The 26,832-nt window shown below is 66.3% G+C and carries 26 protein-coding genes; 5 read left to right on the top strand and 21 right to left on the bottom strand.

Annotated elements, in window-relative coordinates; genetic code table 11:
- Positions 1-124 precede the first annotated feature (124 nt).
- From yddG to C2862_RS05435, 5 genes are all read right to left on the bottom strand, one after another.
- On the bottom strand, positions 125-1,036 hold the full coding sequence (yddG, locus tag C2862_RS05455; RefSeq protein WP_136219099.1) for an aromatic amino acid DMT transporter YddG: 912 nt from the start codon (positions 1,034-1,036) through the stop codon (positions 125-127).
- Positions 1,033-3,240: an OsmC domain/YcaO domain-containing protein gene (locus C2862_RS05450; protein WP_136219098.1), complete on the bottom strand. Its 2,208-nt coding sequence runs from the start codon at positions 3,238-3,240 to the stop codon at positions 1,033-1,035. The genes yddG and C2862_RS05450 overlap by 4 nt, the downstream gene beginning before the upstream one ends.
- A 205-nt stretch (positions 3,241-3,445) precedes the next feature.
- On the bottom strand, positions 3,446-3,634 hold the full coding sequence (locus tag C2862_RS05445) for a hypothetical protein (protein WP_136219097.1): 189 nt from the start codon (positions 3,632-3,634) through the stop codon (positions 3,446-3,448).
- A 124-nt stretch (positions 3,635-3,758) separates the two neighbouring features.
- The gene (locus C2862_RS05440) at positions 3,759-4,457 is read right to left on the bottom strand and encodes a universal stress protein (protein WP_136219096.1); all 699 of its coding nucleotides are present in this window, start codon (positions 4,455-4,457) and stop codon (positions 3,759-3,761) included.
- Positions 4,458-4,484: 27 nt separating this feature from the next.
- Entirely contained in the window at positions 4,485-4,865 is a 381-nt protein-coding gene (locus tag C2862_RS05435) for an HPF/RaiA family ribosome-associated protein (protein ID WP_136219095.1), read from the bottom strand.
- Between the two features lie 172 nt (positions 4,866-5,037).
- Here C2862_RS05435 and C2862_RS05430 point away from each other — a divergent pair, with 172 nt between their 5' ends.
- Together C2862_RS05430 and C2862_RS05425 are read left to right on the top strand one after the other, a co-directional pair.
- Positions 5,038-6,633 (top strand): ATP-binding protein, encoded by a 1,596-nt coding sequence (locus C2862_RS05430; RefSeq protein WP_136219094.1) that lies wholly within the window; start codon positions 5,038-5,040, stop codon positions 6,631-6,633.
- Positions 6,623-7,231 (top strand): response regulator transcription factor, encoded by a 609-nt coding sequence (locus C2862_RS05425; protein WP_136219093.1) that lies wholly within the window; start codon positions 6,623-6,625, stop codon positions 7,229-7,231. The genes C2862_RS05430 and C2862_RS05425 overlap by 11 nt, the downstream gene beginning before the upstream one ends.
- Here the strand turns inward: C2862_RS05425 and rnk are convergent.
- The 3 genes from rnk to C2862_RS05410 all read right to left on the bottom strand — a co-directional run bounded on the left by rnk (position 7,219) and on the right by C2862_RS05410 (position 10,090).
- Positions 7,219-7,626, bottom strand: a complete 408-nt coding sequence (rnk, locus tag C2862_RS05420) for a nucleoside diphosphate kinase regulator (RefSeq protein ID WP_136219092.1) — start codon at positions 7,624-7,626, stop codon at positions 7,219-7,221. The two genes, C2862_RS05425 and rnk, sit on opposite strands and share 13 nt — an antisense overlap.
- A 28-nt stretch (positions 7,627-7,654) precedes the next feature.
- Positions 7,655-7,861, bottom strand: coding sequence for a hypothetical protein (locus C2862_RS05415; protein WP_136219091.1), 207 nt, complete (start codon positions 7,859-7,861; stop codon positions 7,655-7,657).
- A gap of 105 nt (positions 7,862-7,966) precedes the next feature.
- Positions 7,967-10,090, bottom strand: coding sequence for an FUSC family membrane protein (locus C2862_RS05410; RefSeq protein ID WP_136219090.1), 2,124 nt, complete (start codon positions 10,088-10,090; stop codon positions 7,967-7,969).
- Between the two features lie 212 nt (positions 10,091-10,302).
- Between C2862_RS05410 and C2862_RS05405 the strand changes: the two genes are divergently transcribed.
- Positions 10,303-10,878, top strand: coding sequence for a YceI family protein (locus C2862_RS05405; protein WP_168710008.1), 576 nt, complete (start codon positions 10,303-10,305; stop codon positions 10,876-10,878).
- Here C2862_RS05405 and maiA read toward each other — a convergent pair whose 3' ends face one another.
- The 8 genes from maiA to C2862_RS05365 form a co-directional block, all read right to left on the bottom strand.
- On the bottom strand, positions 10,879-11,517 hold the full coding sequence (gene maiA, locus C2862_RS05400; protein WP_136219089.1) for a maleylacetoacetate isomerase: 639 nt from the start codon (positions 11,515-11,517) through the stop codon (positions 10,879-10,881).
- Positions 11,518-11,532: 15 nt separating this feature from the next.
- Positions 11,533-12,888, bottom strand: coding sequence for an MFS transporter (locus C2862_RS05395; RefSeq protein ID WP_136219088.1), 1,356 nt, complete (start codon positions 12,886-12,888; stop codon positions 11,533-11,535).
- Between the two features lie 217 nt (positions 12,889-13,105).
- Complete coding sequence (locus C2862_RS05390; protein WP_136219087.1) at positions 13,106-13,417, bottom strand: non-heme iron oxygenase ferredoxin subunit; 312 nt, start codon at positions 13,415-13,417, stop codon at positions 13,106-13,108.
- 10 nt (positions 13,418-13,427) lie between these two features.
- The gene (locus C2862_RS05385) at positions 13,428-13,904 is read right to left on the bottom strand and encodes an aromatic-ring-hydroxylating dioxygenase subunit beta (RefSeq protein WP_136219086.1); all 477 of its coding nucleotides are present in this window, start codon (positions 13,902-13,904) and stop codon (positions 13,428-13,430) included.
- 3 nt (positions 13,905-13,907) lie between these two features.
- Complete coding sequence (locus C2862_RS05380) at positions 13,908-15,173, bottom strand: aromatic ring-hydroxylating dioxygenase subunit alpha (protein WP_136219085.1); 1,266 nt, start codon at positions 15,171-15,173, stop codon at positions 13,908-13,910.
- A 22-nt stretch (positions 15,174-15,195) separates the two neighbouring features.
- A complete protein-coding gene (locus C2862_RS05375) occupies positions 15,196-15,906 on the bottom strand; it encodes a fumarylacetoacetate hydrolase family protein (RefSeq protein WP_136219084.1) in 711 nt (236 codons plus the stop codon).
- A 21-nt stretch (positions 15,907-15,927) separates the two neighbouring features.
- On the bottom strand, positions 15,928-16,971 hold the full coding sequence (gene gtdA / locus C2862_RS05370; RefSeq protein WP_373888247.1) for a gentisate 1,2-dioxygenase: 1,044 nt from the start codon (positions 16,969-16,971) through the stop codon (positions 15,928-15,930).
- Between the two features lie 25 nt (positions 16,972-16,996).
- Positions 16,997-17,983, bottom strand: coding sequence for an FAD-binding oxidoreductase (locus C2862_RS05365; RefSeq protein WP_136219083.1), 987 nt, complete (start codon positions 17,981-17,983; stop codon positions 16,997-16,999).
- 120 nt (positions 17,984-18,103) lie between these two features.
- Between C2862_RS05365 and C2862_RS05360 the strand changes: the two genes are divergently transcribed.
- Positions 18,104-19,009, top strand: a complete 906-nt coding sequence (locus tag C2862_RS05360) for a LysR family transcriptional regulator (protein ID WP_136219359.1) — start codon at positions 18,104-18,106, stop codon at positions 19,007-19,009.
- A gap of 218 nt (positions 19,010-19,227) precedes the next feature.
- Positions 19,228-21,144, top strand: coding sequence for a sigma-54-dependent Fis family transcriptional regulator (locus C2862_RS05355; RefSeq protein ID WP_229467300.1), 1,917 nt, complete (start codon positions 19,228-19,230; stop codon positions 21,142-21,144).
- Between the two features lie 5 nt (positions 21,145-21,149).
- On the opposite strand, the gene C2862_RS05350 is transcribed toward C2862_RS05355, so the two are convergent.
- The 5 genes from C2862_RS05350 to C2862_RS05330 all read right to left on the bottom strand — a co-directional run.
- Entirely contained in the window at positions 21,150-22,127 is a 978-nt protein-coding gene (locus tag C2862_RS05350) for an FAD:protein FMN transferase (RefSeq protein ID WP_136219082.1), read from the bottom strand.
- Positions 22,127-24,229 (bottom strand): 4Fe-4S binding protein, encoded by a 2,103-nt coding sequence (locus tag C2862_RS05345; protein WP_229467299.1) that lies wholly within the window; start codon positions 24,227-24,229, stop codon positions 22,127-22,129. The genes C2862_RS05350 and C2862_RS05345 overlap by 1 nt, the downstream gene beginning before the upstream one ends.
- Positions 24,230-24,323: 94 nt before the next feature.
- Entirely contained in the window at positions 24,324-26,072 is a 1,749-nt protein-coding gene (locus C2862_RS05340; protein ID WP_267873521.1) for a PQQ-dependent methanol/ethanol family dehydrogenase, read from the bottom strand.
- Positions 26,073-26,101: 29 nt separating this feature from the next.
- Complete coding sequence (locus C2862_RS05335; RefSeq protein WP_136219080.1) at positions 26,102-26,488, bottom strand: DUF779 domain-containing protein; 387 nt, start codon at positions 26,486-26,488, stop codon at positions 26,102-26,104.
- 33 nt (positions 26,489-26,521) lie between these two features.
- Positions 26,522-26,832, bottom strand: a 311-nt coding sequence (locus C2862_RS05330; protein WP_136219079.1) for an aldehyde dehydrogenase family protein, incomplete at its 5' end; no start/stop codon positions are given.

Genomic DNA, 26,832 nt, shown 5'->3' with positions numbered 1-26,832 from the left:
GGCCTGGATTGAATAACTCGCGAGATTAAGATGTAACCCTGCGCTACGTCCGCTCCTGGCCCGATAGCGGCTTGTCAAAACGGCTCAGTGTCCGCCATTGTTGCACTATTAGCAATTTCAGTTTTTAATCCGCTACAGCTTTCACGTGCCCGACTCGCCTGGCGCGTGTCGCCAGCCAGCACAGGATGGCGCCGCCGCAGACCATGGCCGCGCCTTGCCAGAAGGCGCCGGACAAGGGCGTGCGCAGCAGCAGCGTGGACAGCGCCGCCGAGAACACCGGGATGAAGTAGGAGGCACCCGCCAGCACCGTGACGTTCCCGTGCAGGATGCCGACATTCCAGGCGCCGTAACCGAAGCCCATGGCGGCGGCCGCCAAAACCAGGTAGATCACGGCCTCCATGCTGAAGTCCATCTGGCCGCCGCCCTCGAGCAGGTACTTGACCCACAGGCTGATCGAGACCAGGAGGAAGAACACCGTCACGCCGTTCTTGCCGCCGGCGATGCGCGCCGTGACCGTGCAGTAGGCCGCCCAGATCAGGGCGCCGGCGAAGGCCAGGCCGTAGCTGAGCGGGTTGCCGCGCACGTTGGCCAGCATCCCCGCCGCATCGAAGCCCTGCTCTCCGCCCAGCACCCGGCAGATGCCCGCGATCGACAGCAGGAAGCCGGGCACGATCAGGTAATTGGTCCGCTGGCGGTTGAACAGGATGGCGGCCACGATGGTGAAGGTCGGCCACAGGTAGTTGACCATGCCGACCTCGATCGCCTGGCGCCCCGTGTCCGCGTAGCCGATCGAGAGCGCCAGGCACAGCTCGTAGCTCACGAACAGCAGGCTGCCCCAGACAAGATAGCGGCGCGGGAAGTCGGGCAGGCCGACCCAGCCGACCGACAGCAGCAGGAAGACCGAGGCCACGCTGTACATCATGGCCGCGCCGCCGGTGGGCCCCAGGTGCTCGCTGACGCTGCGGATCAGGCCGACGATGGAACTCCACAGCAGGACGGCAAGGAGCCCGACCAGGGTCGCCTTGCTCCTGGTCACGCCTGCTTCGATGCAGCCGCCTTCGCGCGCGCCGCATGCAGCTTGCGGTAGCTGTCGATCAGGCGATGATGGCGGTCCAGCCCTTCCAGCTGCATGCTGGTCGGCGTGAGGCCGTAGAAGCGTACGCTGCCGTCCACCAAACCCAGCGCCGCATCCATGCGCCCGTTGCCGTACATGCGGCGGAAGTTGGCGACATAGTCGTCCAGCTCCATCTCCTCGTCCAGCGCCACTTCCAGCACTACGTTCAGCGCCTGGTAGAAGAGCTTGCGCTCCACGGTATTGTCGTTGTACTGCAGGAAGGCGCCGACCAGCTCGTGGGCCGCTTCGAATTCGTTCAGCGCGAGGTTGATCAGGAGGCGCAGTTCGAGCACGGTGAGCTGGCCCCACACGGTGTTTTCGTCGAACTCGATGCCGATCAGGCTGGCGATATCCGAATGCTCGTCGAGCTCGTTGTTTTCCAGGCGATCGAGCAGATCGGACAAGGCGTCGTCGTCCAGGCGATGGATGTTCAGGATGTCTTCGCGGAACAGCAGGGCCTTGTTGGTGTTATCCCACACCAGGTCTTCCACCGGATAGATTTCCGAGTAACCTGGCACGACGATGCGGCACGCGACAGCGCCCAGTTCGTCGTACACGGCCGTGTAGACTTCCTTGCCCATGTCCTCGAGGATGCCGAGCAGGGTCGCCGCTTCCTGCACGTTCGAATCCTTGCCCTCGCCCGAAAAATCCCACTCCACGAAATCGTAGTCTGACTTGGCGCTGAAGAAGCGCCACGACACCACGCCGCTGGAATCGATGAAGTGCTCGACGAAGTTATACGGCTCGGTGACGGCTTCGCTGGCGAAGGTCGGTTGCGGCAGGTCGTTCAGGCCCTCGAAGCTGCGTCCCTGCAGCAGTTCGGTGAGGCTGCGTTCCAGCGCCACTTCGAAGCTCGGGTGCGCGCCGAAGGAGGCGAACACGCCGCCGGTGCGCGGGTTCATCAGGGTGACGCACATGACCGGATACTGGCCGCCCAGCGACGCATCCTTGACCAGGACCGGGAAGCCCTGCTCTTCCAGGCCCTTGATGCCGGCGACGATGCCCGGATACTTGGCCAGTACCTCCTGCGGCACGTCGGGCAAGGCGAGCTCGCCCTCCAGGATTTCGCGCTTCACCGCGCGCTCGAAGATCTCGGACAGGCACTGCACCTGCGCCTCGGCCAGCGTATTCCCCGCGCTCATGCCATTGCTGGCGTAGAGGTTCTCGACCAGGTTCGAGGGGAACCAGACGGTCTCGCCGTCCGACTCGCGCTTGAAGGGCAGCGAGACGATGCCGCGCGCGGCGTTGCCGGAATTGGTGTCGACCAGGTGCGAGCCGCGCAGTTCGCCGTCCGGGTCGTAGATGCCGATGCAGTACTCGTCGAGGATCTCCGGCGGCAGCGCATCGTCCGGACCCGGCTGGAACCAGCGCTCGTTCGGATAGTGCACGAAGTCGGCGCGGGCGATGTCCTCGCCCCAGAACACGCCGGCATAGAAGTGGTTGTTGTTCAGGCGTTCGATGTATTCGCCCAGCGCCGAGGCCAGCGCGCTTTCCTTGGTCGCGCCTTTGCCGTTGGTGAAGCACATCGGCGAATGCGCGTCGCGGATATGCAGCGACCACACGTTCGGCACGATATTGCGCCAGGAGGCGATCTCGATCTTGATGCCCCAGCTGGCCAGCTTCGCGGACATGTTGGCGATGGTCTGTTCCAGCGGCAGGTCCTTACCCGGAATATAGGTCAAGGCCTCGGCGGCCGGATTCAGGGTCAGCAGCGCCTGGGCGTCGGCGTCGAGGTTCTCGACTTCCTCGATCACGAATTCCGGCCCTTCCTGCACCACTTTCTTGACGGTGCAGCGCTCGATCGAGCGCAGGATGCCCTGGCGGTCCTTCTCGGAGATATCGTGCGGCAGCTCGACCTGGATCTTGAAGATCTGCTTGTAGCGGTTCTCCGGGTCGACGATATTGTTTTGCGACAGGCGGATATTCTCGGTCGGAATATCGCGGGTATTGCAGTACAACTTCACGAAATAGGCCGCGCACAGGGCCGACGAGGCCAGGAAGTAATCGAAGGGGCCGGGCGCCGAACCGTCGCCCTTGTAGCGGATCGGCTGGTCGGCGATGACGGTGAAGTCGTCGAACTTGGCCTCCAGGCGCAGTTTGTCGAGGAAGTTGACTTTGATTTCCATGGGAGAATTCCAATCCAATACGAAAAACATAAAGCCCTGTCGGGACAGGGCTTTATGGATCAAAACAGGCGTCGCATGGAAAGTCGCATTCCCGCGCACTGCTGGGCGGCCGAGCCGATGATGTACTTTCCGGCGCTAGACCGGACATTGTCTCACATCGGCATACCGCCTGTCTCGCCGCTGCGGCTGGTGCCGCGGGCGGGAATCAGTTCTGCGCGGCGGCGTGCAGCTTGCGGATGACGGCCGGACGCACGGAATCGGAACCGCGCGACAGCAGGTAGAGCTGCATGAGGTCGCTGCCGCCGCTCGTTGCGTCATGCGCGAACAGGCGCTTGATCGAGTTGGCGAAGGTCGACAGGACGCTGTTCGAAGCTTGTTGTTTTTGAGTGTTCATGATGTTCCTCGCTGTGTGTGATGTCTCCAGTATGGGCGCTTTCAGATAGAAATCAAATCATGGTTTCAGATAATCAGCATTCATACGGCGCATAACTGTCGAAGGAACATCGCTGCGGTCGCCGTCAAGCAGCGTTGGAACGTGGACGGAACAGGCCTCTGCCTGCGGTAACGAGCAACAAGTCGCATCGCGTCGCCGCCAGGGCTTCGCGCGCGGCGGAGATCCCGAGCCAGCGTCCGAGCAGGCCGTCCTGTGGTTTCCGTACGACAACGAGGTCCGGATTCTCGCGGGCGGCATGGACGCGCAGGGCAACCCGTTCCGGGTGCGGTGTCATGCGCAGCGCAAATTGCACATCCGGCAAACGCAGCTGATAGACAAAGCGCCGGAACGCTGCGCGGGCCTCTGCCTGCAGCCGGCGCCGGTGCCGCTTGATGAAGCGGCTGGCCACGGCGGCGCGGCGCATATACCCTTCCATGCCGGTGTCGAGCGGGTGCAGCAGCGTGAAGCGCGCGCCTGGCGCGCAACGCGCCGCCGCGCGCACGGTCTCGAGCGCGGCGTCGGAAAAGTCGACCGCGACCAGCACCCGCGCATACGGCCGCGGTGCCCGATTTCGCAGCACCAGCACCGGTTCGCTGGTGCGCCGTGCGATCGCGCCGAAGCTCCAGGCATTGCGCAGGCGGCCCAGCCAGGACGGTGCATGCCAGCCCTGCACGACCAGGCCGGACCATCCCGGCGCCGCCTGCAGATGATCGAGGGTGTCCGTTCTCGTTGGATCGGCGGACCGGCCGGACAATGCGGTCGCCACCAGGATGCCGTGTAACATGCGCCTTCTCCCTGTCGAATGCCGCGTTCAGGCCTCGGCGTCCGGATCGTCGCGCCGGGTGTCCCGGCGCCCCTTGGCCAGGCCGCGCCGGCCCCAGCGCTCCAGCGAGCGCCGCTGCATCAACGCCTGGCGCACCTTGTAGGCGGCCCGCTTCACGGCGCGGTCGATCGCCGTGTACAGGTTGTCCTGCACGTCGCGCACCACCAGCGTTGGCCTTCCGGGGACGGCCACCAGGATGTGGCATTGCATGTCCTGCCCGCCGCGCGGCCCGTTGATGTCGCCCAGGCGCACCACCACGTCGCCCACCTTGTCGCGGGCGAAGGAAAACGCATGGCGCAGGCGCCGCTGCGCATAGCTGCGCAGGGCTGGCGTGAGGGGAAACTGTCTTGCAAGCAGATGGACTTCCATGGGACTCTCCTGTCGTCGTTCGCTTCAGCCACCACATCGGCGGCATGGCGCCAGTCTCGCCCGCCGCGCGGCGCCTGGCAATTCGCCAAGTCCCCTACGGGTTTCGCGTACTTGGCAGCCTTTTAGGGCGAAGCGGCGATAATGCGTCCATTCCCTTGCGCAGATCCTGTTCATGAAAGACGCACTGTCCACCCGCCCGCTCCTGCAGGCCTGCGCCTTCGTCGCCGCCTACGTGGCCTGCGACATGCTGAGCGGCCCCGAAGCGCGCTACCAGGCGATCGCGCCGGTCTGGCATCCGGCCGCCGGCCTGGCCTTGTATGCGGCGATGCGCCACGGCCGGCGCGCCCTGCTGCCGCTGCTGGCCGCAGCCCTGCTGGCGGCCAGCCTCACGCCCGCCCTGCCGGCGCGGCCGGCGCTGTCGCTGCTGGGCGGCCTGCTGCCGGTCCCGGTCTACCTGGCGCTGGCGCTGTTCACGCGGCGCACGCTGCCGCGCGGCGCCTTCTTCGCCAGCCACCGCGGCATGCTGCTCTGGGCCGCCGTGGTGGCGCTGGGCAGCCTGGCCAGCGGCCTGCTGTATGCGGCGATGGTGCGCACGCCTGCCGGTTCCGCCGGCCTCGCCTGGATCGAGGTGCTGAGCCGCTACGCGATTGCCGAGACGGCCGGCATGCTGGCAATCGTGCCCGCCGCCTGCTTCGTCTTCGACCCCGAGCTGCGCACCGGCTTCCTCAAGCGCGTGCGCAACTGGGACACGGCCGCCTACACGGCCGTCATCGCCCTGTTGCTGGGGATCGCGCTGCAAAGTCCGGCGCCCGCCTCGCTCGCCTACTACCTGCTGATGCTGCCGCTGGCCTGGGCCGCCTCGCGCCAGGGCATGGCGGGCGCCGTCAGTGCCGCCATCGTGCTCGAAGCCGGCGTGACCGTCGCCGCGCTGTGGCCGGTGTCCGACCTCGAGCATATGCCGAACGTGCAGATGCTGGTGCTGACCCTGATCCTGTCCGGCTTCCTGATCGGCATCGCGGTCGACGTCGCGCGCCGCGCCAGCCGGGAATTGCGCCACTCGCTGCGCATGGCCGCCGCCGGCGAAATGGCGGCCGCCGTGGCCCACGAGCTGAACCAGCCCCTGACCGCCCTCTCCGCCTATGGCAGCGCCTGCCAGCGCCTGGTGCTGCGCGAGGGCGGCGATCCGCTGCTGCACCGGACCATCGACGCCATGGCGGCCGAGTCGCAGCGCGCGTCGAACGTCCTGAAACGCCTGCGCGAATTCTTCCGCAGCGGCGCGATCGCGCTCGATGCGCTGTCGCTGGCGGAACTGGTGCACGGCAGCGTCGCCGCATTCGCCGGCCAGGCGCGCGATGCAGGCGTCGCTTTGCAGGTCGGGGAGATTCCCGATGCGCCGCTGCTGGGCGACCGTATCCAGCTCGACATCGTCCTGCGCAACCTGCTGGCGAACGCCCTTCAGGCGCTGGCGGCGGCGCCCGCAGATGAAGGGCGCCGCATCATGGTCGATGCGGGAGTCAAGAGTGGCCAGGTCTGGATCCGGGTCGCCGACACCGGACCCGGCATCGCCGAGAAGATCCGCGACCGCCTGTTCGAGCCCTTCGTCTCGCTCAAGTCGAGCGGTCTCGGGCTCGGCCTCGCGATCAGCCGCTCGATCGTCGAGGCGCACGGCGGCACGCTGATTGCCGCGCCAGGCCCGCATGCGGTGCTTGTCATGACATTGCCCGCGCAGCCGGCGCGGGCGCAAGGAAGGAGTGAACATGAGCAGTGAAAACACCGTCTACATCGTCGACGACGATGCCGCCGTGCGCGACGCGCTCGGCCTGCTATTGAGCCTGAACGGCTACCGGACCGCCTTCTTCGCCGATGCGGAGGCCTTCCTGCAGGCGTGGACGCCGCTGCTGCGCGGCTGCATGCTGCTCGATATCCGCATGCCTGGCATGGACGGCCTGACCCTGCAGAAGACCCTGCGCGAGATGGGCAGCCGGTTGCCGGTGCTGGTCATCACCGGCCATGGCGACGTCGATTCGGCGCGCGAGGCGTTCCGCTCGCAAGCCGTCGACTTCCTGGAAAAGCCGCTGCAGGAAAAGCAGCTGGTGGCGGCGATCGAGGAAGCCTTCCAGCGCCAGGCCAGCGATGCGCGCGCCAGCCCGGCGCACGCGGCCTGGGCCAGGCGCTACGCCAGCCTGACCCCGCGCGAGGCCGAAGTCATGGGGCTGGTCGTGGCCGGCCGCCACAACCGCGAGATCGCGCGCGACCTGGGCATCAGCGTGCGCACCGTCGAGGTGCACAAGACGCGCATGATGGAAAAGCTGGAAGCGGCCAGCGTGGCCGACCTGGTGCGCCAGCACCTGCTCTACGGCGCGTAAGCCTCGCGCTCCGGCTGCGCAAGCACTTCCAGCACGTCGACCCGCAGCATGCCGCCACGCGGCCGCGGCCACTCGATCGCGTCGCCCACGGCCAGGCCGAGCAGCGCGCTGCCGACCGGCGTCAGCACCGAGAGGCGGTCGGTGCCGTCGGCGTCTTCCGGATACACCAGTGTCAGGCAAAATTCCTTGGGCGGCACCGCCATCGCGAAGCGGACGGTCGAGTTCATGGTGACGACGTCCGGCGGGATGTCGTCCGGCTCGCGGATGTCGGCCCGGTCCAGCTCCTCGATCAGGGCGCCCTTGCCCGGCAGCGTGCGTTCGGGCGTGGCGTCCAGCAGCGCCTCGATGCGTTCGAGGTCGTGCGAGGACACGATGGGGCGATTCGAGTGATACATGGTGTCTCTCCTTTCTACTTTTCGCGCGCTACCAGAGCGCGGCTTCGAACAGCGAGGCGGCGCCGGCGAGCGCCGCGACGGCGCCGCCGGACAGGACAAGGCGCGCCAGCCCGCGGCGTTGGCGCACCCCGCGCGAGACGAGGTGCTTGGCGAGACGGCGCTTGCTGCGGCGTTCCATGCGCGACTGCGCATGGGTGCCGGCGTCGCGCTCGAACGACGGGCTGCGGCGGTTCATTGGACTCTCCCTGTTGGTTCGGCTTCAGGGAGGAGTATGGCCGGCCGTGCTGCCGGGCGCATCGGGGGCTTGCGTAAGGGTTTCCCTGATGGGCACTTGCCCCTGTCAGTCGCGGGCGAGCGCGGTGCCGATAGCGGCGCGGCTCAGCGCCACCTGGGCGGCGTCGCGCTGCAGCAGGCGCAGGCGCCGCTGCAGCGGCGCCCAGCCGGGCCATGCGGCGATCCAGGTCGTCTGCTCCGCCGCCTGCGCCGGGGCTGCATCGGCTGCCGCGCCCAGGCTGGCGCGTACCTGCGCAAACATGCCCTCCAGCGCAGCCTCGACTTCCCTGGCCGGCAGGTTCTCGGCGTAGCGCTGCATCAGCAGGCGCAGCGCCGCCATGTGCGCCACCAGCAGGTAGTTCTGCACGGTGAAGCGATTGAGTTCGTCGGGCGCGCGCCGCTTGTCGGCAGGCTCGTCGAGCATGCGTCCCAGGGCCGCGCTGAGCGTGGCGAGGCTGTCCATGAAGCGCTTGCGGCTGATGCGGTAATGGACGTCGTCGCCGGTGCGTTGTAAAAGCAGGTCGGCGGCGGCGTCGATGTACTTGCGGTTGGCGTCCAGCACCGCATTCACCAGGCGCGGCAGGTTCTGGTACTCCCAGCTCGGCAACACGTAGCTGAAGAAGGTGGCGATCAGGGTGCCGAGCAGCGTGTCGAGCAGGCGCTCGCTCACACCCGTGCCGCCGTGCGGTACCGTCAAGCCGATCAGCAGCAGCGCCTGCACGCTGGCGGCGACCGCCGTGTAGCGGTATTTGATCGACAAAAAGGCCGGCGCTGCCGCGGTCGCGACGAACAGGAAGCCGATCAGGATCGCCGGGGTGTGCACGAAGTGCAGGATCACGGCCGTGATCAGGCAGCCGATCAGGGTGCCGACCAGGCGGTCGGCGCGGCGCTGCTTGGTCAAACTGAAGCTCGGTTTCAGGATCACGGCGATGGTCAGCGCCGTCCAGTAACCGTGCGAGGTGTAGGGCAGCCAGCGCGAGGCCAGCAGGCCGACCAGGATCGCCATCGCCACCCGCAGGGCGAAGCGGAACACCGGCGAGGACCAGCGCAGGTTCGATACCAGGATGCCGAGGCTGTAGCGCTGCTGGGTGAGGAAGGGCGTCATGTCGGTGTGCGGCACCAGCGGCAAGGCGCCGTGCGAGGCCTGGGTGGCCGCATGCAGGCGCCCGATCATCGCGATCACGTCGCGAATCTTGTTGGCCGTGGCGCGCAGCGCGGCCTGGGCATCGTAGTCTTCGCCCTCGCCTACCGGAACGTCGCGCAGGACGGCGTCGAGCGCGGCCAGCTCGGGGCCGTAGTCGGCGTTCGGACGCGAAGGCTGGTTGCGCGTCATCGCATACGCCACCGCCTCGATATCGCGCGCCGCCTTGCCGATCAGGTCACCCAGCAGCGGCAGGATCGTGCCCTTCGCGAAATGCTGGCGCAGCAGCTCGTAGTCGGTGTGGGTCGCCAGCACCAGTTCATAGAGGTCGAACATGGCGTAGTGCACCTGCACCAGGATCTCCTCGCTTGGTGCCGGTTTGCCGCGCAGGATCAGGTCGCGCGAGGCCTGCTGGCGCTCGGCCAGCACGCTCTGCTCGCGCACCAGCTTTTCCATCTGCGCCGGCAGGCTGGCTTCGATGTCGTAGCAGCCGGCCTTCATGTTCGTATAGTTGGCCAGCTCGTACAGCGCCTCGGCCAGCACCTGCTGCTTGAGGCGGCGCTGCAGGCGCCAGACCACCACCATCGCATACGCCATGTAGCCGGCGCCGCCGGCGAAGAACAGCGCGCCGTGGCGCAGCGCCTGCAAGGGCGTGGACGGCGCTTCGCTCGACAGCATCATCACGAACAGCGCCGCGAACTGCAGCGGCATCGCCTTGCGGCCGTAGACCACCATCATGCTGGCCAGGAAGGAGACCAGCACGATCACGGTGAACAGCAGCCACTGAACCTGCGAGGACAGGCTGACCAGCAGCGCCACCACGGAGCACAGCAGCACGCCGGCCAGCATCTCGTTGAACTTGTGGCGCAAGGGACTGGGCATGTCCATCAGGCTGGTACACAGCGCGCCCATGGCGACGGCGACCGCGGTCGGCAGGTCGGCGACGTAATAGGTGAGGAAGGTCAGGCCGATGATGCCGGTGGCGATGCGCAATCCGGTGGCGAAGTAGTGGCTGAAGAGGAAGGTGCGGGGAGCGAGGGCGTATTGCATGGGTTGGATCGCTCGCTTTCCGGACGGGTCAGCGCGTGGGGAATGATGAGTGAATTATAACGCTGCTCCGGGACCGGACCCGCACGCGAGAGACGCCGGATTAAACCGGAAAATGGAACAGTGTTATCCAATCCGGAGGCTTACTCTCGCTTTCCGCAACAGTTAAAGTTATGGCTGTCAACACCGCATCACCTTCACCAGGAAAGCACAGCATGCAGATCAAGCACATCATCGCCGCCATCGCCACCGTTACCGCGGCCGCCGGCGCCTTCGCCGCCGACACCTATACCATCGAGCCGAACCACACCTACCCGAGCTTCGAAGCCGACCACATGGGCGGCCTGTCGGTCTGGCGCGGCAAGTTCACCAACACCAGCGGCAGCATCACCCTCGACCGCAAGGCCAGGACCGGCACGGTCGACATCACCATCGATGCCAGCACCATCGACTTCGGCCACGCCAAGATGAACGAGCACGCGAAGAGCGCCGACATGTTCGACGTCGCCAAATTCCCGACCGCGACCTATAAATCCAAGTCGATCACCTTCAAGGGCGACACGCCGGTGTCGGTCGACGGCGAACTGACCCTGCACGGCGTGACCAAGCCGGTGAAGCTGAGCATCAACCAGTTCAAGTGCATCCAGCACCCGATGTTCAAGCGCGAAGCCTGCGGTGCCGATGCGACCGCCACCTTCAACCGCAGCGACTTCGGCATCGACTACGGCGTGCAGATGGGCTTCAACCCGACCGTCAAGCTGGCGATCCAGGTCGAAGCGCTGAAGCAGTAATCAGCCAAGGTAGTCTGGCTGGTTCCGGGGCGCGGCCGCATTGAAGGCCGGCTGCGCCATGCAGGTCTCGTAGACCGCCATCACCTTCTCGAAACGCGACAGGTCGCAGCCCATGCGCTGCGCGTTCGCCACCTGCGGCACCAGGCAGCAGTCCGCCAGCGTCGGCGTCTCGCCGACGCAATAGCTGCTCTTCGGCCCCGCCGCCAGCAGCTGCTCCACCGCATTCAATCCCTCCTCCACCCAGTGCGCGTACCACGCCGACTTGTCGGCCTCGCTCACATTCAAGGGTCCGCTCAAATACTTCAGCACCCGAATGTTGTTGATCGGGTGGATGTCGCAGGCGATCGTCTGCGCGATTTCCAGCACCCGCGCGCGCGTCAAACGGTCCTGCGGCACCAGGCGCGGTTCCGGATAGCGCGCATCCAGGTAGTCGATGATGGCAAGCGACTGGGTCAGCTTGACCTCGCCGTCTATCAAGGTCGGCACGATCGCGGCCGGACTGAGGGCGCGATATTCGTCGGCGCCCTGCTCCCCGGCGCGCAGGTTGACGGCCGCGTATTCATAGGGCAGGCCCTTGAGGGCCAGCGCGATGCGCACGCGGAACGAGGTCGAACTGTTGAAGAAGCTGTAGAGTTTCATGGGTTTGTCAGGTAATCAGGCGACGGCGGTGCGCACCTGCTGGTTGGCGTATTTGCCGTACATGGCGTAGATCGCGATCGATGCCAGCAGGGCCGGAACGGCGAGCAGCATGATGATGGTCGAGAAGCCGAGGCCCGCGCCGAGCAGCGCGCCACCCATCATCGAACCCAGGATCGCGCCGCAACGGCCGATGCCCAGCGCCCAGCTGACGCCGGTGGCGCGGTTGCTGGTCGGGTAGAACGAGGCCGCCAGCGCGTTGGCGCCGATCTGCGAGCCGCTGATGCAGAAGCCCACGCCGAAGACAGCGATATTCAGGATCAGCAGATCGGTGTACTGGAAGCTGATCAGGGCAATGAACAGGATCGCGGTCAGGTAGGAGATGCCCAGCACCTTGTAGGCGTTGTAGCGGTCCATGGCCCAGCCGAGCACGATGGCGCCGACGGTGCCGCCGACCTGGTACATGGCGGCGACCATCGCCGCTTTCGCGATCGGGAAGCCGGCGTCCTTGAACAGGGTCGGCAGCCAGTTGGTCAGCAGGTAGACGATGAGCAAGCTCATGAAGAATGCGCCCCACAGCGCCATCGTGCCGAAGCTGAGCTCTTTCGCGAACAGCTGCGCCACCGGCGAGCGCTTGACGGCGCTTGGCGATTCGGGAACGTAGAAGGAAGCGCCTTCCAGTTTGGCCGTCGGAGTGATACGGCGGATGATGGCCTTGATCTTGTCGCTGCCGGGACGGCGCAGCACCAGGAAGCGGACCGATTCCGGCAGCAGGAACAGCAGCACGACGGCAAACACCATCGGCACGTAGCCGCCGAACAGCAGCACGCTGCGCCAGCCGTAGGCCGGGATCATGTGCGCGGCCAGCACGCCGCCCAGGCCCGAGCCGAGGGTGAAGCCGCAAAACATGATGGTGACGACCACCGACTTCGTACGCGTCGGCGCGTATTCGGAGGTCAGCGTGATCGCGTTCGGCATCGCGCCGCCCAGGCCCAGGCCGGTCAGGAAGCGGAAGAAGGCCAGCATGGCCAGCGAATCGGTATAGGCCGAGGCCAGGCTCCAGATGCCGAAGAACAGCACGGACAGGACCAGCACCATCTTGCGGCCGATGCGGTCGGCCAGCGGGCCGGCAACGAAGGACCCGGCGGCCAGGCCGACCAGGCCGGCGGACAGCAGCGGTCCGAGCTGGGTTGGCGACAGGCCCCATTCGGATTTCAGCGAAGGCGCGATGAAGCCGATGATGGCGGTGTCGAAGCCGTCGAGGGCGATCACGACGAAGCAGAGGAAGGCGACCAGGAACTGGTAGCCGGTGAAGCGGCCGGAATCGATCAGCTGCTGGACATCGATGCGTTTTGTGCTGCTTGTGCTGGACATGTGTATCTCCTGATGTTGTTTTGGAGCGCGGCGGTCTTATGCTGCCTGGCGCTGGTTTTTCGTAGGGTGGGCACTCTGTGCCCACGCGGTCGTACCTCGGCATACCGCACCGCTTGGAGCTCGCCTTGCGACATGCACGCGTTCTACCGCGTGGGCACGGAGTGCCCACCCTACAAAGGCGGGTATAGCCGGCGTCGACGAACACCAGAGGGTAGCGTCAGCCCACGTCGACGAATACCCTTCCCCCTTCGATCTTGACGGGATAGGTGCGCACCGCCTCGGTGACCGGTTCGCACATCGGCTTGCCGTCGCGGATATCGAATTTCCCCTGATGCAGCGGACACTCGATCTCGAAGCCTTCCAGGAAGCCGTCGCACAGGCGCGCGTGGCCGTGGGTGCAGATGTTGTCGGTCGCGTAGACCTGGCCGTCGACGCTGTACAGGGCCAGGTCCTTGCCCGCCGTCTGCACGCCCATCACGTCGTCTTCGGGCACCTCGTCGTGTGCCGTCACCTCTAACCAATTGCTCATCTTTGCCTCTTCAAATCGGATAAATCAGGGAATTCGGAATCATCTCGGTGTCGTACACGCAGACCCGTGCCTCGAACTTTAGGCCCTCGGGCGTGATGCGCACGCGGTCCAGGTAGCGGCCGACGTTGAACACCGTCGTTTCCTGGCTCAGCTTCGTGCGGAAGACGGCGTAGTTGGTCTCCGCCTCGATCAGGTCGCCGTCGATGCGCAGGATGCGCGGCAGGCTCACCACATGGCGCTGGTAGTAGGGATCGTGGAACAGAGTCTCCTTGATGCCGTAGGCGCGGTCGCGCAGCATGCCCTTGCTGATCAGGGCCAGGGTGCACAGCGGGAAGCCGCGTTCGTGGTTCTCGCGCGGCTGGACTTTATAGCTGCAGTCGTCCACGAAGAAGTCGATCCAGCGCTCCCAGTCCTGGGCGTCGATCGCCGCCGCGTAGTCGGCATTCAGCTGCGCCAGCTGCAGCAGCGCCTGGAATTGGTCGTTCATCGTTCAGTCCTCCATCACGCTGCGCCAGTACTCGTACATCCCGCGGATCAGGGTCTCGGTCACCATGTGGTCGGTGTTGCCGACCTCGTGGCCGCCCAATTCCGCCACCGCGCGGTGGAAGGGTTTCTGCTCGAAGCCGTATTGCGAGAGCTCGATCACCTCGCCGTCGTCGGCCGATACAAAACCCGCCGGTCCGAACAGGTTGGCCTGGATCAGGCGCCGCTCGGTCATCTCGGGCGTGTCGTCCTCGAAGCCGAAGTGGGTCCAGACGAAGTCGAAGGAACCCTTGCCGTCCGGCTGGATGTGGCGCGTCGAGACGCTGTTCACCTGCTGCTGGAAGATCACGCTCGGGAACACGGTCATCATCACGGCCGTCGGGCCGCCCCACCAGGCTTCGGGCACGATGTCGAGCAGGCGCTTGTCCTGGATCTCCATGCTCTCCTTGAAGCTGGTGACGCCGGCCGTGACTTCCGACTTGGCGCCACCGGTCCCGCGGGTCGAGATCATCGCCGCGTGGCGGTGGCGCTCGTCCATCACCAGCTGCGACTTGTTATCCGCGCGCCAGAGGCCGTAGGTGACGAACCAGGTATGCAGCAGGCCCGGGTGATACGGGTCCTTGATGTTCTCCTGCATCAGCTTCCAGTTGCCGGGAATGCGCTGGCGGTTGTAGCCGAGGATTTTCAGTTGACGCCCGTTGAACAGGCGGTCGAAGTAGCCGAGGATGTCCGGGCCGAGATAGTCTTCCAGCGATTCGACGGCATGGTCGAAGGAGGCGAACACGACGCCGCCGCGGGCCGCGACCTTCAGCTTGGTCAAGCCGTGCTCCTTGGTATCGAACTCCTTCGGCATCCCGCCCTGCACCTTGCCATTCTGCTTGACGCCGCGCCGGAAGGGCACGCCCTGCAGGTCGCCATTCAGCTTGTAGTTCCACTGATGGTAGGGGCAGACGAATTCCTTCTTGTTGCCGTGGCGCTCACGGCAGAACTGCATGCCGCGGTGGGCGCACACGTTTTCCACCACGTTGATCGCGCCATCGGCGCCGCGCACCATGATGACGGAACGCTCGCCGATGACGGTGCGCTTGAAGTCGCCCTCGTTCGGCACCTCGGCCTCGAGCCCGACATAGCACCAGTGGCCGTGGTAGAACAGGCGCTCGAGTTCGCGCTTGTAGATGGCGTCGTCGGTATAGACCGAGAACGGAATCCGGCTGCTGGCTTCTTTCGATTCCCACTCAGGGCGAATCGGGAATACTTTTGGCGCGTCTCCCATGGCCGTCTCCTCCTTTTGTTGTTTAGCCGGCGACGCGGACGCGGATCGCGTCCAGGTTCGCCACCGTTCCCACCATCAGGTCGCCGCGCTGGACCGCGTTCACGCCTTCCGGGGTGCCGGTCATGATGATGTCGCCCGGCTCCAGGGTCTCGTACTCGGACAGGTAGGCGATCGATTCGGCGACCGACCAGATCAATTTGCTGACATCCGATTTCTGGCGCGCTTCGCCGTTGACCGTCAGGGCGATCTCGCCTTCGACGACGTGGCCCACTTCGGAAGCGCGGCGGATCGGCCCAATTGGCGCCGACTGCGCGAAGGATTTGCCGAACTCCCACGGCCGGCCCTTGTCGCGCGCTTCGAGCTGGATGTCGCGGCGGGTCATGTCCAGGCCGACGGCGTAGCCGTAGACGTGTTCGAGCGCCTGCTCGACCGGGATGTTGGCGCCACCCTTGCCGATCGCGACCACCAGTTCGATCTCGTGGTGGAAGTTGGCGGTCTTCGGCGGATACGGGATCGTCACCTCGCCCTCGCCCGCATTACTCCCGACCGCGACGACGGCGTTGGCCGGCTTCATGAAGAAGAAAGGCTTTTCGCGGTCCGGATCGCGGCCCATCTCGCGCGCGTGGGCGGCGTAGTTGCGGCCGACGCAGAAGAGACGGTTGACGGGGAACTGCTGCTCGCTGCCGGCAACCGGCAGGGTGTACACCGGGGCCGGCGCAACTGCGTATTCCATGATGATCTCCAGGTAAGTAGGTTAGATTTTTTCTTCGCGCCAGAGGCCGAGCGCCTGCTGCATCGGGCGGTCCGAGAAGCTGAACAGGATTGTGTCTTCATCCGCACGCAGGCTCAGGGTGTGCCAGGACGGCACGACAAAGACGTCGTTCGGGCCGAAGGTATACGTCGTGTCGCCGATGACGGCGCTGCCCGCGCCTTCCAGGCAGACGTAGACGGTGGCGTCGGTGCAGCGGTAAGGCGCGCTCGCGAAGCCGCCGGGGAGCAGCTGGGCGAAGGCGCCGATGGTCGGCATCGGCGAGGCGCCGGTGGCCGGGTTCACGTAGCGCAGCTTGTGGCCGAAGTGGGCGTCGGGCGCGGTGCGGGCGATGCCGGTCAAGGCTTCCTTCGTCTGCGCGAACGGATAGACGAAGACCTTGGTCGGCTCGGAGGCTTTCTGGTCAAGGTCGAGCGGCACCATGTTGTGGCCGTAGCGCGCCAGCGAATCGCCTTCCGGGCGCGCCGTCTGCTGCGAAGCGGCCGCACCGTGTTCGGCGAAACCGGCATCGAAGAAGCGCACCGTCGGGATGTCCAGGCCGTCGAGCCAGACCACCGGCTCGGTGCCGAGGTTGCCGTGATCGTGCCAGGTCCAGGACGGGGTGATGATGAAGTCGCCGCGCCGCATGGTGGTGCGCTCGCCGTCGACGGCCGTGTAGGCGCCCTCGCCGTCCAGCACCAGGCGCAGGGCCGACTGGGTGTGGCGGTGCGCCGGGGCCACTTCGCCCGGCATGATCAGCTGCAGGCCCGCGTACAGCGACTGCGTGATCGAGGAATTGCCGCGCATGGCGGGGTTTTCCAGCACCAGTACGCGGCGCTCCGCTTCGCTGGCCGTGATCAGGCGGCCCGCTTCCATCACGTGTTCGCGCACTTCGGCATAGCGCCACAGGGCTGGCGCCACCGGCGACTTCGGCGCCTTCGGCACCAGTGCGCCGAGCACTTCCCACAGCGGCGTCATGTTCTGGCCGCTGATGCGGCGGTAGTACCGGGCGCGTTCCTCTTTTACCGCGTCCTGTCCGCTCATGTTCATGTCCATTCGGTCTCCTCCGTTTATCTCAAGCCGCCTTGGCGTAGAAGGCGTCGGCGTAAATGTGCTCGAACGCGATGCCGCGTTCGCTTGCGACCAGGGTCGCGGCATCGACCATCGGCGGCGCACCGCACAGGTAGGCGCGCCAGCCTGCGAGCGAGGTCCAGTCCTGGGCCACGGCGTCGGTGACCAGACCACTGCGCATGCCCTCACCGGCAGCGCCTTCGGCGACGACCACGTGCAGGTGCAGGTTGCGGTGTTCTGCCGCCAACCGGGTCAGCGTGTCGAGACCGTAGACGTCGCGCGGGCCGCGCACGCCGAAATACAGGTGAATGTCGTTGCGCATGCCGGCTTCAAAAGCGCCGCGCACGATGGACAGCACCGGCGCCAGGCCCGTGCCGCCGGCGACGCACAACATCGGCCCTTCGTGTTTCCGGCGCAGGTAGGAGGTGCCGAGCGGGCCGCTGACGCGCACCGTGTCGCCCGCCTTCAGCTCGCGGTCGATGTAGCCAGTGACCCGCCCGTCCGGGACGACGCGCACGTGGAATTCGAGTTCGTCGTCCGTCGCCAGGCCGGCCATCGAATAGGGGCGGATGTGCTCCGGCGTGAACTGCAGGGTCGCGTACTGGCCGGGCGAGAATGCCAGCGGTTTGGCGGGACGCAGGCGCAGGCGGCGTACGTCGTGGGTCAGCCGGTCGACCGCGGTCACGGTCGCCTTCAGGATGCGCGCAGGATGGGTGATGACTTCGTCGAGTTCGGGCACCTCGATGGTGCAGGAGTCGACCAGGACGCTGGTGCAGGCCAGCACATAGCGGCCGCCTTCCTCTTCATCGGCGACCGGCTGGCCGTCGGTGGTGCCGAGCTTGCCGTCAATGAGCTTGCAGCGGCAGGTGCCGCAGCGGCCGGCGGTGCAGCTGTAGGAAATGGGGACGCCGTGCTCGCGCAGGGTGGCGAGGAGGTTGGCGCCCGGTGCAGCGGGTAGCACCCGGCCGAGCGCGGGAATGTGCAGCTCCATGCTTGTCTCCGAATCTTATGATTTCGTTATGGAGTCAATTATAGGAAGTGCAGTAAAATAAAAATATAAAATCCCGTGAATCGGCGATATAGATTTGATGAATGCGACGGAGGCGAGATGCTGAACCTGAGAGACGTGGACCTGAACCTGCTGGTGGTCTTCCTGGAGCTGTACCGGGAGCGCCGCGTATCGGTCGTGGCCGAGCAGCTGGGCCTGACCCAGCCGGCGGTCAGCAATGCGCTGGCGCGCCTGCGCAAGATGATGAACGACGAGCTGTTCCTGCGCAGCGCACGGGGCATGGAGCCGACGCCCTACGCGGTCCAGCTGGCCGAGCCGATCGCCGAGGCCCTGGCGCGGATCCGCGATACGCTGGAACGCCAGCTGGAATTCGATCCGGCTACCAGCACGCGCAAGTTCACGATCGCGATGACCGACCTCGGCGAAATCCACTTCCTGCCGCGCCTGATGCGGCGCCTCGGCGAGGTGGCGCCCGGGGTCACGATCAGCACGGTCAGGAACACGGCCGTCAACCTCGCGGACGAACTCGAAGCGGGCCGGGTCGACCTGGCGCTCGGACTGCTGCCGCAACTGAAAGGCGGATTCTTCCAGCGCCTGCTGTTCCGCCAGCGTTATGTCTGCCTGTTCCGCGAAGGGCATGCGCTCGACAGGGAATCGATGTCGCTGGAAGACTTCGAAGCGGCGCAGCACATCGTCGTGGTGGCCGGCGGCACCGGCCACGCGATCGTCGACGACACCATCGCGCGCCGCAACGTCAAGCGCGACGTGCGCCTGAGCGTGCCCCACTTCGTCGCGCTTGGCCACATCCTCTCGACCACCGACCTGATTGCGACCGCGCCCGAGCGCTACGTGCGCGAAGGTATGAAGCCATTCGGGCTGAAATACTTGCCGCATCCGGTGCCCTTCCCGGAGTTCGACGTGAACCTGTTCTGGCATGCGAGGTTCCACAAGGAGCCGGGCAGCCAGTGGCTGCGCAATGAATTGGCGGGGCTGGCAGAGACGCACTGATTCCCTGGTCCTGGTGGCACTGCATTTGCTTAGGACAGGCTGTAGCGCCGCCACCTTGCGATTGCGCGGTCGAGCTGACCGACGGTTGTTCCGTTCAGGTACAGGTGTTACATTATGGAACACTATTCCAGCACGAGAGCCGCAAGCCAGGGCCGCAAAGGAGACATGGAATGTTGTACGGATACTCTGCATCACGACCGGAAGGCGCCGGCGCGCCTATGCCGGTCGCCAACTGGAACGGGGAGATGGGCGCCGTGATCGAAACCTCGCACCGGCGCTCGGAAGCGTATGGCCTCTGTCCCGGCGCCCGGCCGGATTACGACCCGCTCGCGCACCAGGACCTGTCGCTGCTGGTCGAGCAGAACCGCATGCTGCACGCCCATGCGCTGCCGACCATGGAGACGCTCTACCAGCAGATCGTCAACACCCACAACATGGTGCTGCTGACCGATGCCCAGGGCGTCATCGTGCACTCCATCGGCGATGCCGACTTCCTCGAAAAGGCGCACCGCGTCGCCCTGACCCCAGGCGTGGCCTGGTCCGAGGAGCGCCGGGGAACCAATGCGATCGGCACCGCGATCGCGGAAAAAGCCCCTGCCCTGGTCCATGCGGACCAGCACTTCCTGGCGGCCAACCACTTCCTGACCTGCTCCGCCGCGCCGATCACCGATCACCAGGGACGGGTTGTTGGCGTCCTCGACGTCAGCGGCGACCAGCGCAGCTTTCACAAGCACACCATGGCCTTGGTGCGCATGTCGGCGCTGATGATTGAAAACCAGCTGTTCGCGGCCACGTTCGAGCATGCGATCACCCTGCACTTCCACGCCCGCCCCGAATTCATCGGCACCCTGATGGAGGGGATCGCGTCGTTCAGCCCGGGCGGGCGCTTCCTTGCGGCGAACCGCAACGGCCTGTTCCAGCTCGGCCTGTCCTACCCCGCATTGCAGTCGCATACCTTCAGTTCCCTGTTCGGCCTGCCCGTCTCGGCGCTGTTCGACCACTACCGCACAGCGGCGCCGGGCCTGCTCGACCTGTCGATGCACAATGGGGTACGCGTGCGTGGCCGCGCCCAGCTGCAGCTGGGCAGCGGGCTGCATGCACTGACCAGCCCGCAGGAAGCGGCGGCGCCGGTGTCTCCGCCCGCCGCTGCGCGGCCGCGGCGCCTGTCCGGGCTGCGCTACCTCGACACGGGCGATCCCCAGCTGGCGCAGGTGATCGCCAAGGTGAGCAAGGTGCTCGGGCGCGACATTCCGATCCTGATCATGGGCGAGACCGGCACCGGCAAGGAGTTGCTGGCGCAGGCCATCCATAACGATTCGCCGCGTGCCCAGGGTCCGTTCGTGGCGGTGAACTGCGCGTCGATACCCGAGACGCTGATCGAATCCGAACTGTTCGGCTACGAGGAAGGCGCCTTTACCGGCGCGCGCAAGAAGGGGGCGACAGGCAAGATCCTGCAGGCGAACGGAGGCACGCTGTTCCTCGACGAGATCGGCGACATGCCGGTCAGCCTGCAAGCGCATTTGCTGCGCGTGCTGCAGGAGCGGACGGTCACGCCGCTCGGCAGCGGCAAGTCGGTCCCGATCAACGTCGAACTCATCTGCGCCACCAACCACAACCTGCGCGAGCGGATCGCAAGGGGCCTGTTCCGCGAAGACCTGTACTACCGCCTGAACGGCCTGGTGGTCAAGCTGCCGCCGCTGCGCGAGCGCACCGACCTGGAAACCGTCGTGCGCAAGATCCTGGCGACCGAGTCCGGCGGCGGCCATTACACCGTCTCCGAACAGGTGCTGCGCCTGTTCCGCCAGCATAAATGGCCGGGCAACTTCCGCCAGCTGACCAATCTCCTGCGCACGGCCGTCATCATGGCTGGCGAGGAAAGCGAAATCGGCCTGTGCCACATGCCGGACGACTTCCTCGACGATATCGGCAACGGCGACGCTGGCGATGGGGAGTTGCCAGCCGCGCTGGCGGCCGTCACCGCGCACATGCCTGCCGGGATCACGAATCTCGAACAGATGGAGATGAGCGCCATCCTGAGATCGCTCGAGGCAAACGGCGGCAACGTATCGGCGACCGCACGTGCGCTCGGCGTGTCGCGCAATACCATTTACCGCAAGCTGCCGCAGGCGAAATAGGCCCGTCATAGCGCTTGCGGAAGGAAGGGCGAGCAACGCTTGCGCCCAAGCTTGTCGATCGTCAGCAGGTCGACGCCCGGCAGGCGCGCCGCCAGCGCATGGGCGCAGCGGCTGCCCAGCACCATGAAGGCGGTCGACAGGCCGTCCGCTTCGATCGCCGTCGGCGCCAGCACCGTGACGCTGGCAAGTTCAAGCGGCGAATCGCCCGTCGCCGGATCGAAGATATGGTGGTGCATGCGGTCGCTCGTGAACGCGGCTTCGTAGTCGCCCGAAGTGGCGACGCAGCGCCCGTCCACCCGAACGGCCGCGGCCACCCTGCCAGGTACGCGCGGGTCGGGCACGCCAAGCTGCCAGTCGCGTCCGCCCGCATCGCCGTGCGCGGCAAACTCGCCGGTGTCGAGCAGCGCGTGCACCACGCCACGGGCGCGCACCGCGCGCAGCGCCAGATCGGCGGCATACCCCTGCGCCAGGCCGTTGAGCGTGATCCGCATCCCCGGTTTGCGCAGCATCACGCGTTCGCTCGCGGCATCGACCAGGTTCCAGCCGACCAGCGCGCGTGCGCGCTCGCGCTCCGCCGGCGACGGCAGAATGCCGGCGTCGAAGGCGCGCCGTCCGGCCTGCCACAGCGGCTGCACCGTGATGTCGAACGCGCCGGCGGTCAGCCGAGACAGGTCGCGGGCATGGCGCAATACCGCCAGCAGGTGCGGGTCGGGCCGCGCCAGGAAGCCGTCGCGGTTCAGCCGGTAGACCTGGCTGTCGGGGTCGTAGATGCTCATCAGGCCCTCGACCTTGCGCACCGCCGCCAGCGCGTCGTCGATCGCCCGGCGCGCCACCTGCTCATCCGGATGGCGCAAGGTGATGCCGACCGTAGTACCGAAGGCAAGTGCCGTCGCCTTGTGCTGCGGCGCATGCGCCGCCTGCGTGGCCCCGGACCCGAGCGCGATCGACCCGAAGCCCGCTGCGATGAACCGTCGTCGCCGCATCATTTTTTCCCGTTTGCCATCTGGGCGGACACGATCGGAATCGTCCGTGTCCGCTTCTTTTCCATAATCCGCGGTGCGCACAGCGCGTCGCTTTCGTGGATCGCCACGCAGTCCATGCAGGCGAAGCATTCGTCGTAATCCACCTTGCCGCCTGCATCGATGGCGCCGTAGGCGCAGCGGTGACGGCAGGTTTGGCAAGGCGTCCCACATTCGACGCGGCGCGCAATCGGATTCCACAGGCGCAGCTTGCCGAGCAGCGCCAAGGCTGCGCCGAAGGGGCACAGGTAGCGGCAAAAGAATTTGTAGGAGACCATCGACAGCACCAGCAGCCCCGCTGCCCAGGCCACGAACGGCCAGGCGCGCTCGAAGTTGAGCGTGATGGCGGTCTTGAACGGCTCGATCTCGACCAGCGCCGTACACAGTGCCGGAAACAGCAGGGCCGACAGAACGATGGCGGCCAGCATTCCGTATTTCACGCGTTTCAAGTGCAGGTCGAGGCGGCGGCCGGCGCGCAGTTGCGGCAGCCGCAGGCGCCGGCCCAGCTGTCCCGTCAGTTCCTGGAGCGCGCCGTAGGGGCACAGCCAGCCGCAAAAGGCGCCGCGTCCCCAGGCCGGCAGCGACACCAGCACGGCGCCCGCCAGCACCAGCGTCATCGGGTCGAACAGCAGGAAGCCGAGGCCGCGTCCTTCGCGCAGCGCCTGCAGCACGCCGGTGATGTTGACGATGGAAAGCTGGGCCTGCGCACGGTAGCCGATGAACACGACCGTGAACAGCAGCCAGCCGCGGCGCAGCCAGGCCAGGCGCGCGGCATTGGCCGCCAGACGCCTCGGCAGTGCCAGCGTAAGCCCGAGCGCCACCAGCGCGATGCCCAGCAGCGCCAGATCCGGCAAACGGGTGCGCCAGCTGGCTTGCCACGCGGGCGCTGCCTGCTCCGGCTTCGTATAAAAGCGTGCCGGCAACTGGTAGCGCAGGCGCAGCTCGCGCGTGATCCGTTCCGGATAGACGATCCCCTTGCTGCGTGTGACCGGCAGCGCGAATTCGAGCAGCTGCGCCGGGTCCAGCCCGGCCTGGGCGATCACGCGCAGCGCGACCAGCTCGGTCGCGGGCAGCGCGGCCGAGGGCGCCGGCTTCAGGTCCAGGTCGAGGTCGCGCAGCTCGAAGGGCAAGCGGTCCTGCCTGAGTACGATGCGTTCCGGCACGCTGCCGCGCACGAACTCGTCGGAGAGAATGCCGTGGCGTCCCGCGCTCAGCACCACCAGCGCGTGATCCTGCGGTTCGAGGCGATTGGCGAGCCGGCGCCAGCTGGGCGCGTCGAGCAGGTTGCGCCCAGCTGACGGCACCGACGCCCAGGCCAGCCAAAGGTCGATGAACACGGCGTCTGGCTCTGCCAGCGCCTGCGGATCGAGGCCCTCGCCCGCGCTGCCCGCGAACAGCGCCTCGACATCGCGGTTGCGCACCCGCAGGTGGGCAAGCAGGCCCGCCGCGCGCAGCGTCTCGAGGTCCATCTGCTCGAACAGGTCGGTGCGGATGCGCGCGATCCTGCTCGGGTCGCGTCCGGCGGCGAAGCCGAGTTTGGCGCGCGCCACCTGCAAGGCCGCCGACAGCACGCTCTGGTTGATGATGCGTACCGATGCGGTGGCTTTCGACACGCCGTCCAGGCGCACGCGGCCAGCGCCGCCGGGACCGTCTACCTCGATACCCTGGGCCAGGGCCGCGCCCTTGTACTGGCCGACGAATTGCGCCAAGGGCGCTTCGCCGAGGCCGTCCAGGAACACCGGTTCATGCTGCGACAGCACGGCGACGTCGAGGAACACCCCTTGCGGATCGATGGCCACCAGCAGGTTGATTGGAACGCCGGCGAAACCGGGAATCGGCGCCAGGTCGATGGACTCGAACGCATAGCCCACCAGTTCGGTCGCGGTCCCGTTCTGCTTGAACAGCGGCCAGGCCGGAAGGTCGGCGGCGAGCTCGCCGACGGTGAGCGGGGCTGGAAAGCGGCGTGCAAGCTCCGCGCGCGACAGGACCCCGGCCTGCGCACGAGGCGCGCACAGCAGCAGCGCCCAGAACAGCAGGAGCAGCTTCAATGCCATCTCTTTGTTCATGTTGCGCCCGGCGCGACGAGGAGAAAAAGCTGACGGCCGCAGCCGTCAGGAAACGCCGCCCATGCCGGCGGCGCTTGGAGACACTAACTCGTAGTCAGATCTTGGTGGCCAGCTTGAATACCCAGACAGAACCGCCCTGTTCCAGGAAGTTGACCTTCTTGGCCACCTCGCCGCCCCACAGCGGGACCGCGCCGCCCCAGCCCGAGACCACGGCCACATACTGGACTCCGCCGTCCTCCCAGGTGACCGGCGGCGCCACGACGCCGGAACCGGTCTGGAATTTCCAGAGTTCCTTGCCGGTCTTCGCGTCGAGCGCTTTCAGATAGCCTTCCGGGGTCCCGTAGAACACCAGGCCGCCGGCGGTGGTCATCACGCCACCCCACAGGGGTGCGTTGTTCTTCGCTTCCCAGACGATCTTGCCGGTCTTCGGGTCGACTGCCCGCAGGGCGCCGATGTAGTCGTCGAACAGCGGCTTGATGGTGAAACCCGCACCGAGGAAGGCGCCACCCTTCTTGTAGCTGATCGGCTCGTTCCAGATATCCATGCCCCATTCGTTGGCAGGCACGTAGAACAGGCCGGTCTGCGGACTGTAGGCCATCGGCATCTGGTTCTTCGCGCCCAGGAAGGCAGGTGCGGCAAACACGGTCGACCCCTTCTTGCCGTCGCCGTTGCCCTTGGTCGGGTCGCTGGGGCGGTTCGCGGCGACGAAGTTCGGACGCCCGGTCTTCAGGTCGATGCTGCTGGCCCAGGTAATCTTGCGCACGAACGGGAAGGCGTTCTGCAGCTTGCCGTCCCTGGCATCGATCACGTAGAAGAAGCCGTTGCGGTCGGCCTTGCCGCCATAGCGCCTGCCGTTCATGTCGAAGGTGACGAACTCGTTGGCGCCGTCGAAGTCCCAGGAGTCGTTCGGGGTGTTCTGGTAGGCCCACTTGATCTGGCCGGTCTTCACGTCCAGCGCGACCGTCGACGACGAGTACAGGTTGTCGCCGGGGCGCAGGTGGCTGTTCCACGGCGCCGGGTTGCCGGTCCCGAAATACGCCAGGCCGGTACTGGCGTCATAGGTCCCGCCCATCCAGGTCGACGCACCACCGGTTTTCCAGAGTTCGCCGGGCCAGCTCTTGTTGACGGTGCCGGTGACGCCGTTCGCGATCTCCTTCCCGTCCTTGTCGTAGCGGTAGCCCATGTGACCCTCGACCGTCGGGCGCATCCAGAGCAGCTCGCCGGTCATTGGATTGCGCGCCTCGACCCGGCCGACGACGCCGAACTCGCCGCCCGACACGCCGGTCAGCAGCGTGCCGTTGGCGATCAGGGGAGCGGCCGTCATCGAATAGCCGGCTGCGTAGTCGTCGACCTTTTCCTTCCAGACGACCTTGCCGGTATCCTGGTCCAGCGCGACCAGCTGGGCGTCGAGCGTGCCGAAGATGACCAGGTTGCCGTACAGGGCGGCTCCGCGATTGACGACGTCGCAGCAGGGCATGATCCCGTCCGGCAGGCGGTGCTCGTACTTCCACAGCTTGGCGCCGGTCTTGAGGTCGACCGCGAAGATGCGCGAATACGAGGCGGTGACGAACATCTTGCCGTTGTGGATCAACGGCTGTGATTCCTGGCCGCGCTGCTTCTCGCCACCGAACGAGAACGACCAGGCCGGGACCAGCCCGGCGACGGTTTTGGTGTTGACCTGGGTGAGCGGCGAATAGCGCTGCCCTTCAGTGCCCATACCGAACGAGAGGACGCTTTTCGTGTCCTTCGCATCACTGTTGAGCATGGCGGTGGTGACCTCGGCCGACTGGACGGCGCCGCAGGCCGCAAGGCTGGCGAGCAGCCCGAGTATGGTTTTTTGCACGATCGTCTCCTTTGTTGTTGTGGTGCTTGTCAAGCAGGTTGGTGCGGTGGCTGCAGGCGCAGCAGCGCGCATTCGTCATCGGTCAACAGGCGCGAGCGGGTGAGGAAGCGGCGGCCGGTACCGTTATCGAGCGAGAACATGCCGCCCTTGCCTTGCACGACGTCGACGGTGAGCTGGCTGTGCTCCCAGTAGCCGAACTGCTCGAGACCCATGTAGAACGGGACGCCGCCGAGATTACCCAGATAGACGTCGCTGTCGCTCAGGTCGAATTCGCCCGCGGGATAGCACATCGGCGCGCTGCCGTCGCAGCAGCCACCGGACTGGAAGAACATCAGCGGGCCATGGCGCTGCCGCAGTTCCTCGATGAATGCGAGTGCCGCCGGCGTCGCGCTGACGCGCTCGAGCGAAGTCGTCATGGTGAGCCTCCGAAGCGTCCTGAAGCGGCTTGGTCAGAAGAAGCCGAGCGCCTTTGAACCGTAGCTGACCAGCAGGTTCTTGGTCTGCTGATAGTGGTCGAGCATCATCTTGTGATTCTCGCGACCGATGCCCGACTGCTTGTAGCCGCCGAACGCGGCGTGGGCCGGATACAGGTGGTAGCAGTTGGTCCAGACGCGGCCGGCCTGGATCGCCCGGCCCATGCGGAAGGCACGCGAGGCGTCGCGCGTCCACAGCCCGGCGCCGAGACCGTACAAGGTGTCGTTGGCGATGCGCAGCGCGTCGGCCTCGTCTTTAAACGTCGTGACCGAGACCACCGGCCCGA

Source organism: Massilia sp. Mn16-1_5 (genome assembly GCF_004798585.1).
In the GTDB taxonomy this organism is placed as follows: Bacteria; Pseudomonadota; Gammaproteobacteria; order Burkholderiales; family Burkholderiaceae_D; genus Telluria.
This window is presented reverse-complemented; position numbering and strand designations above follow the sequence as displayed.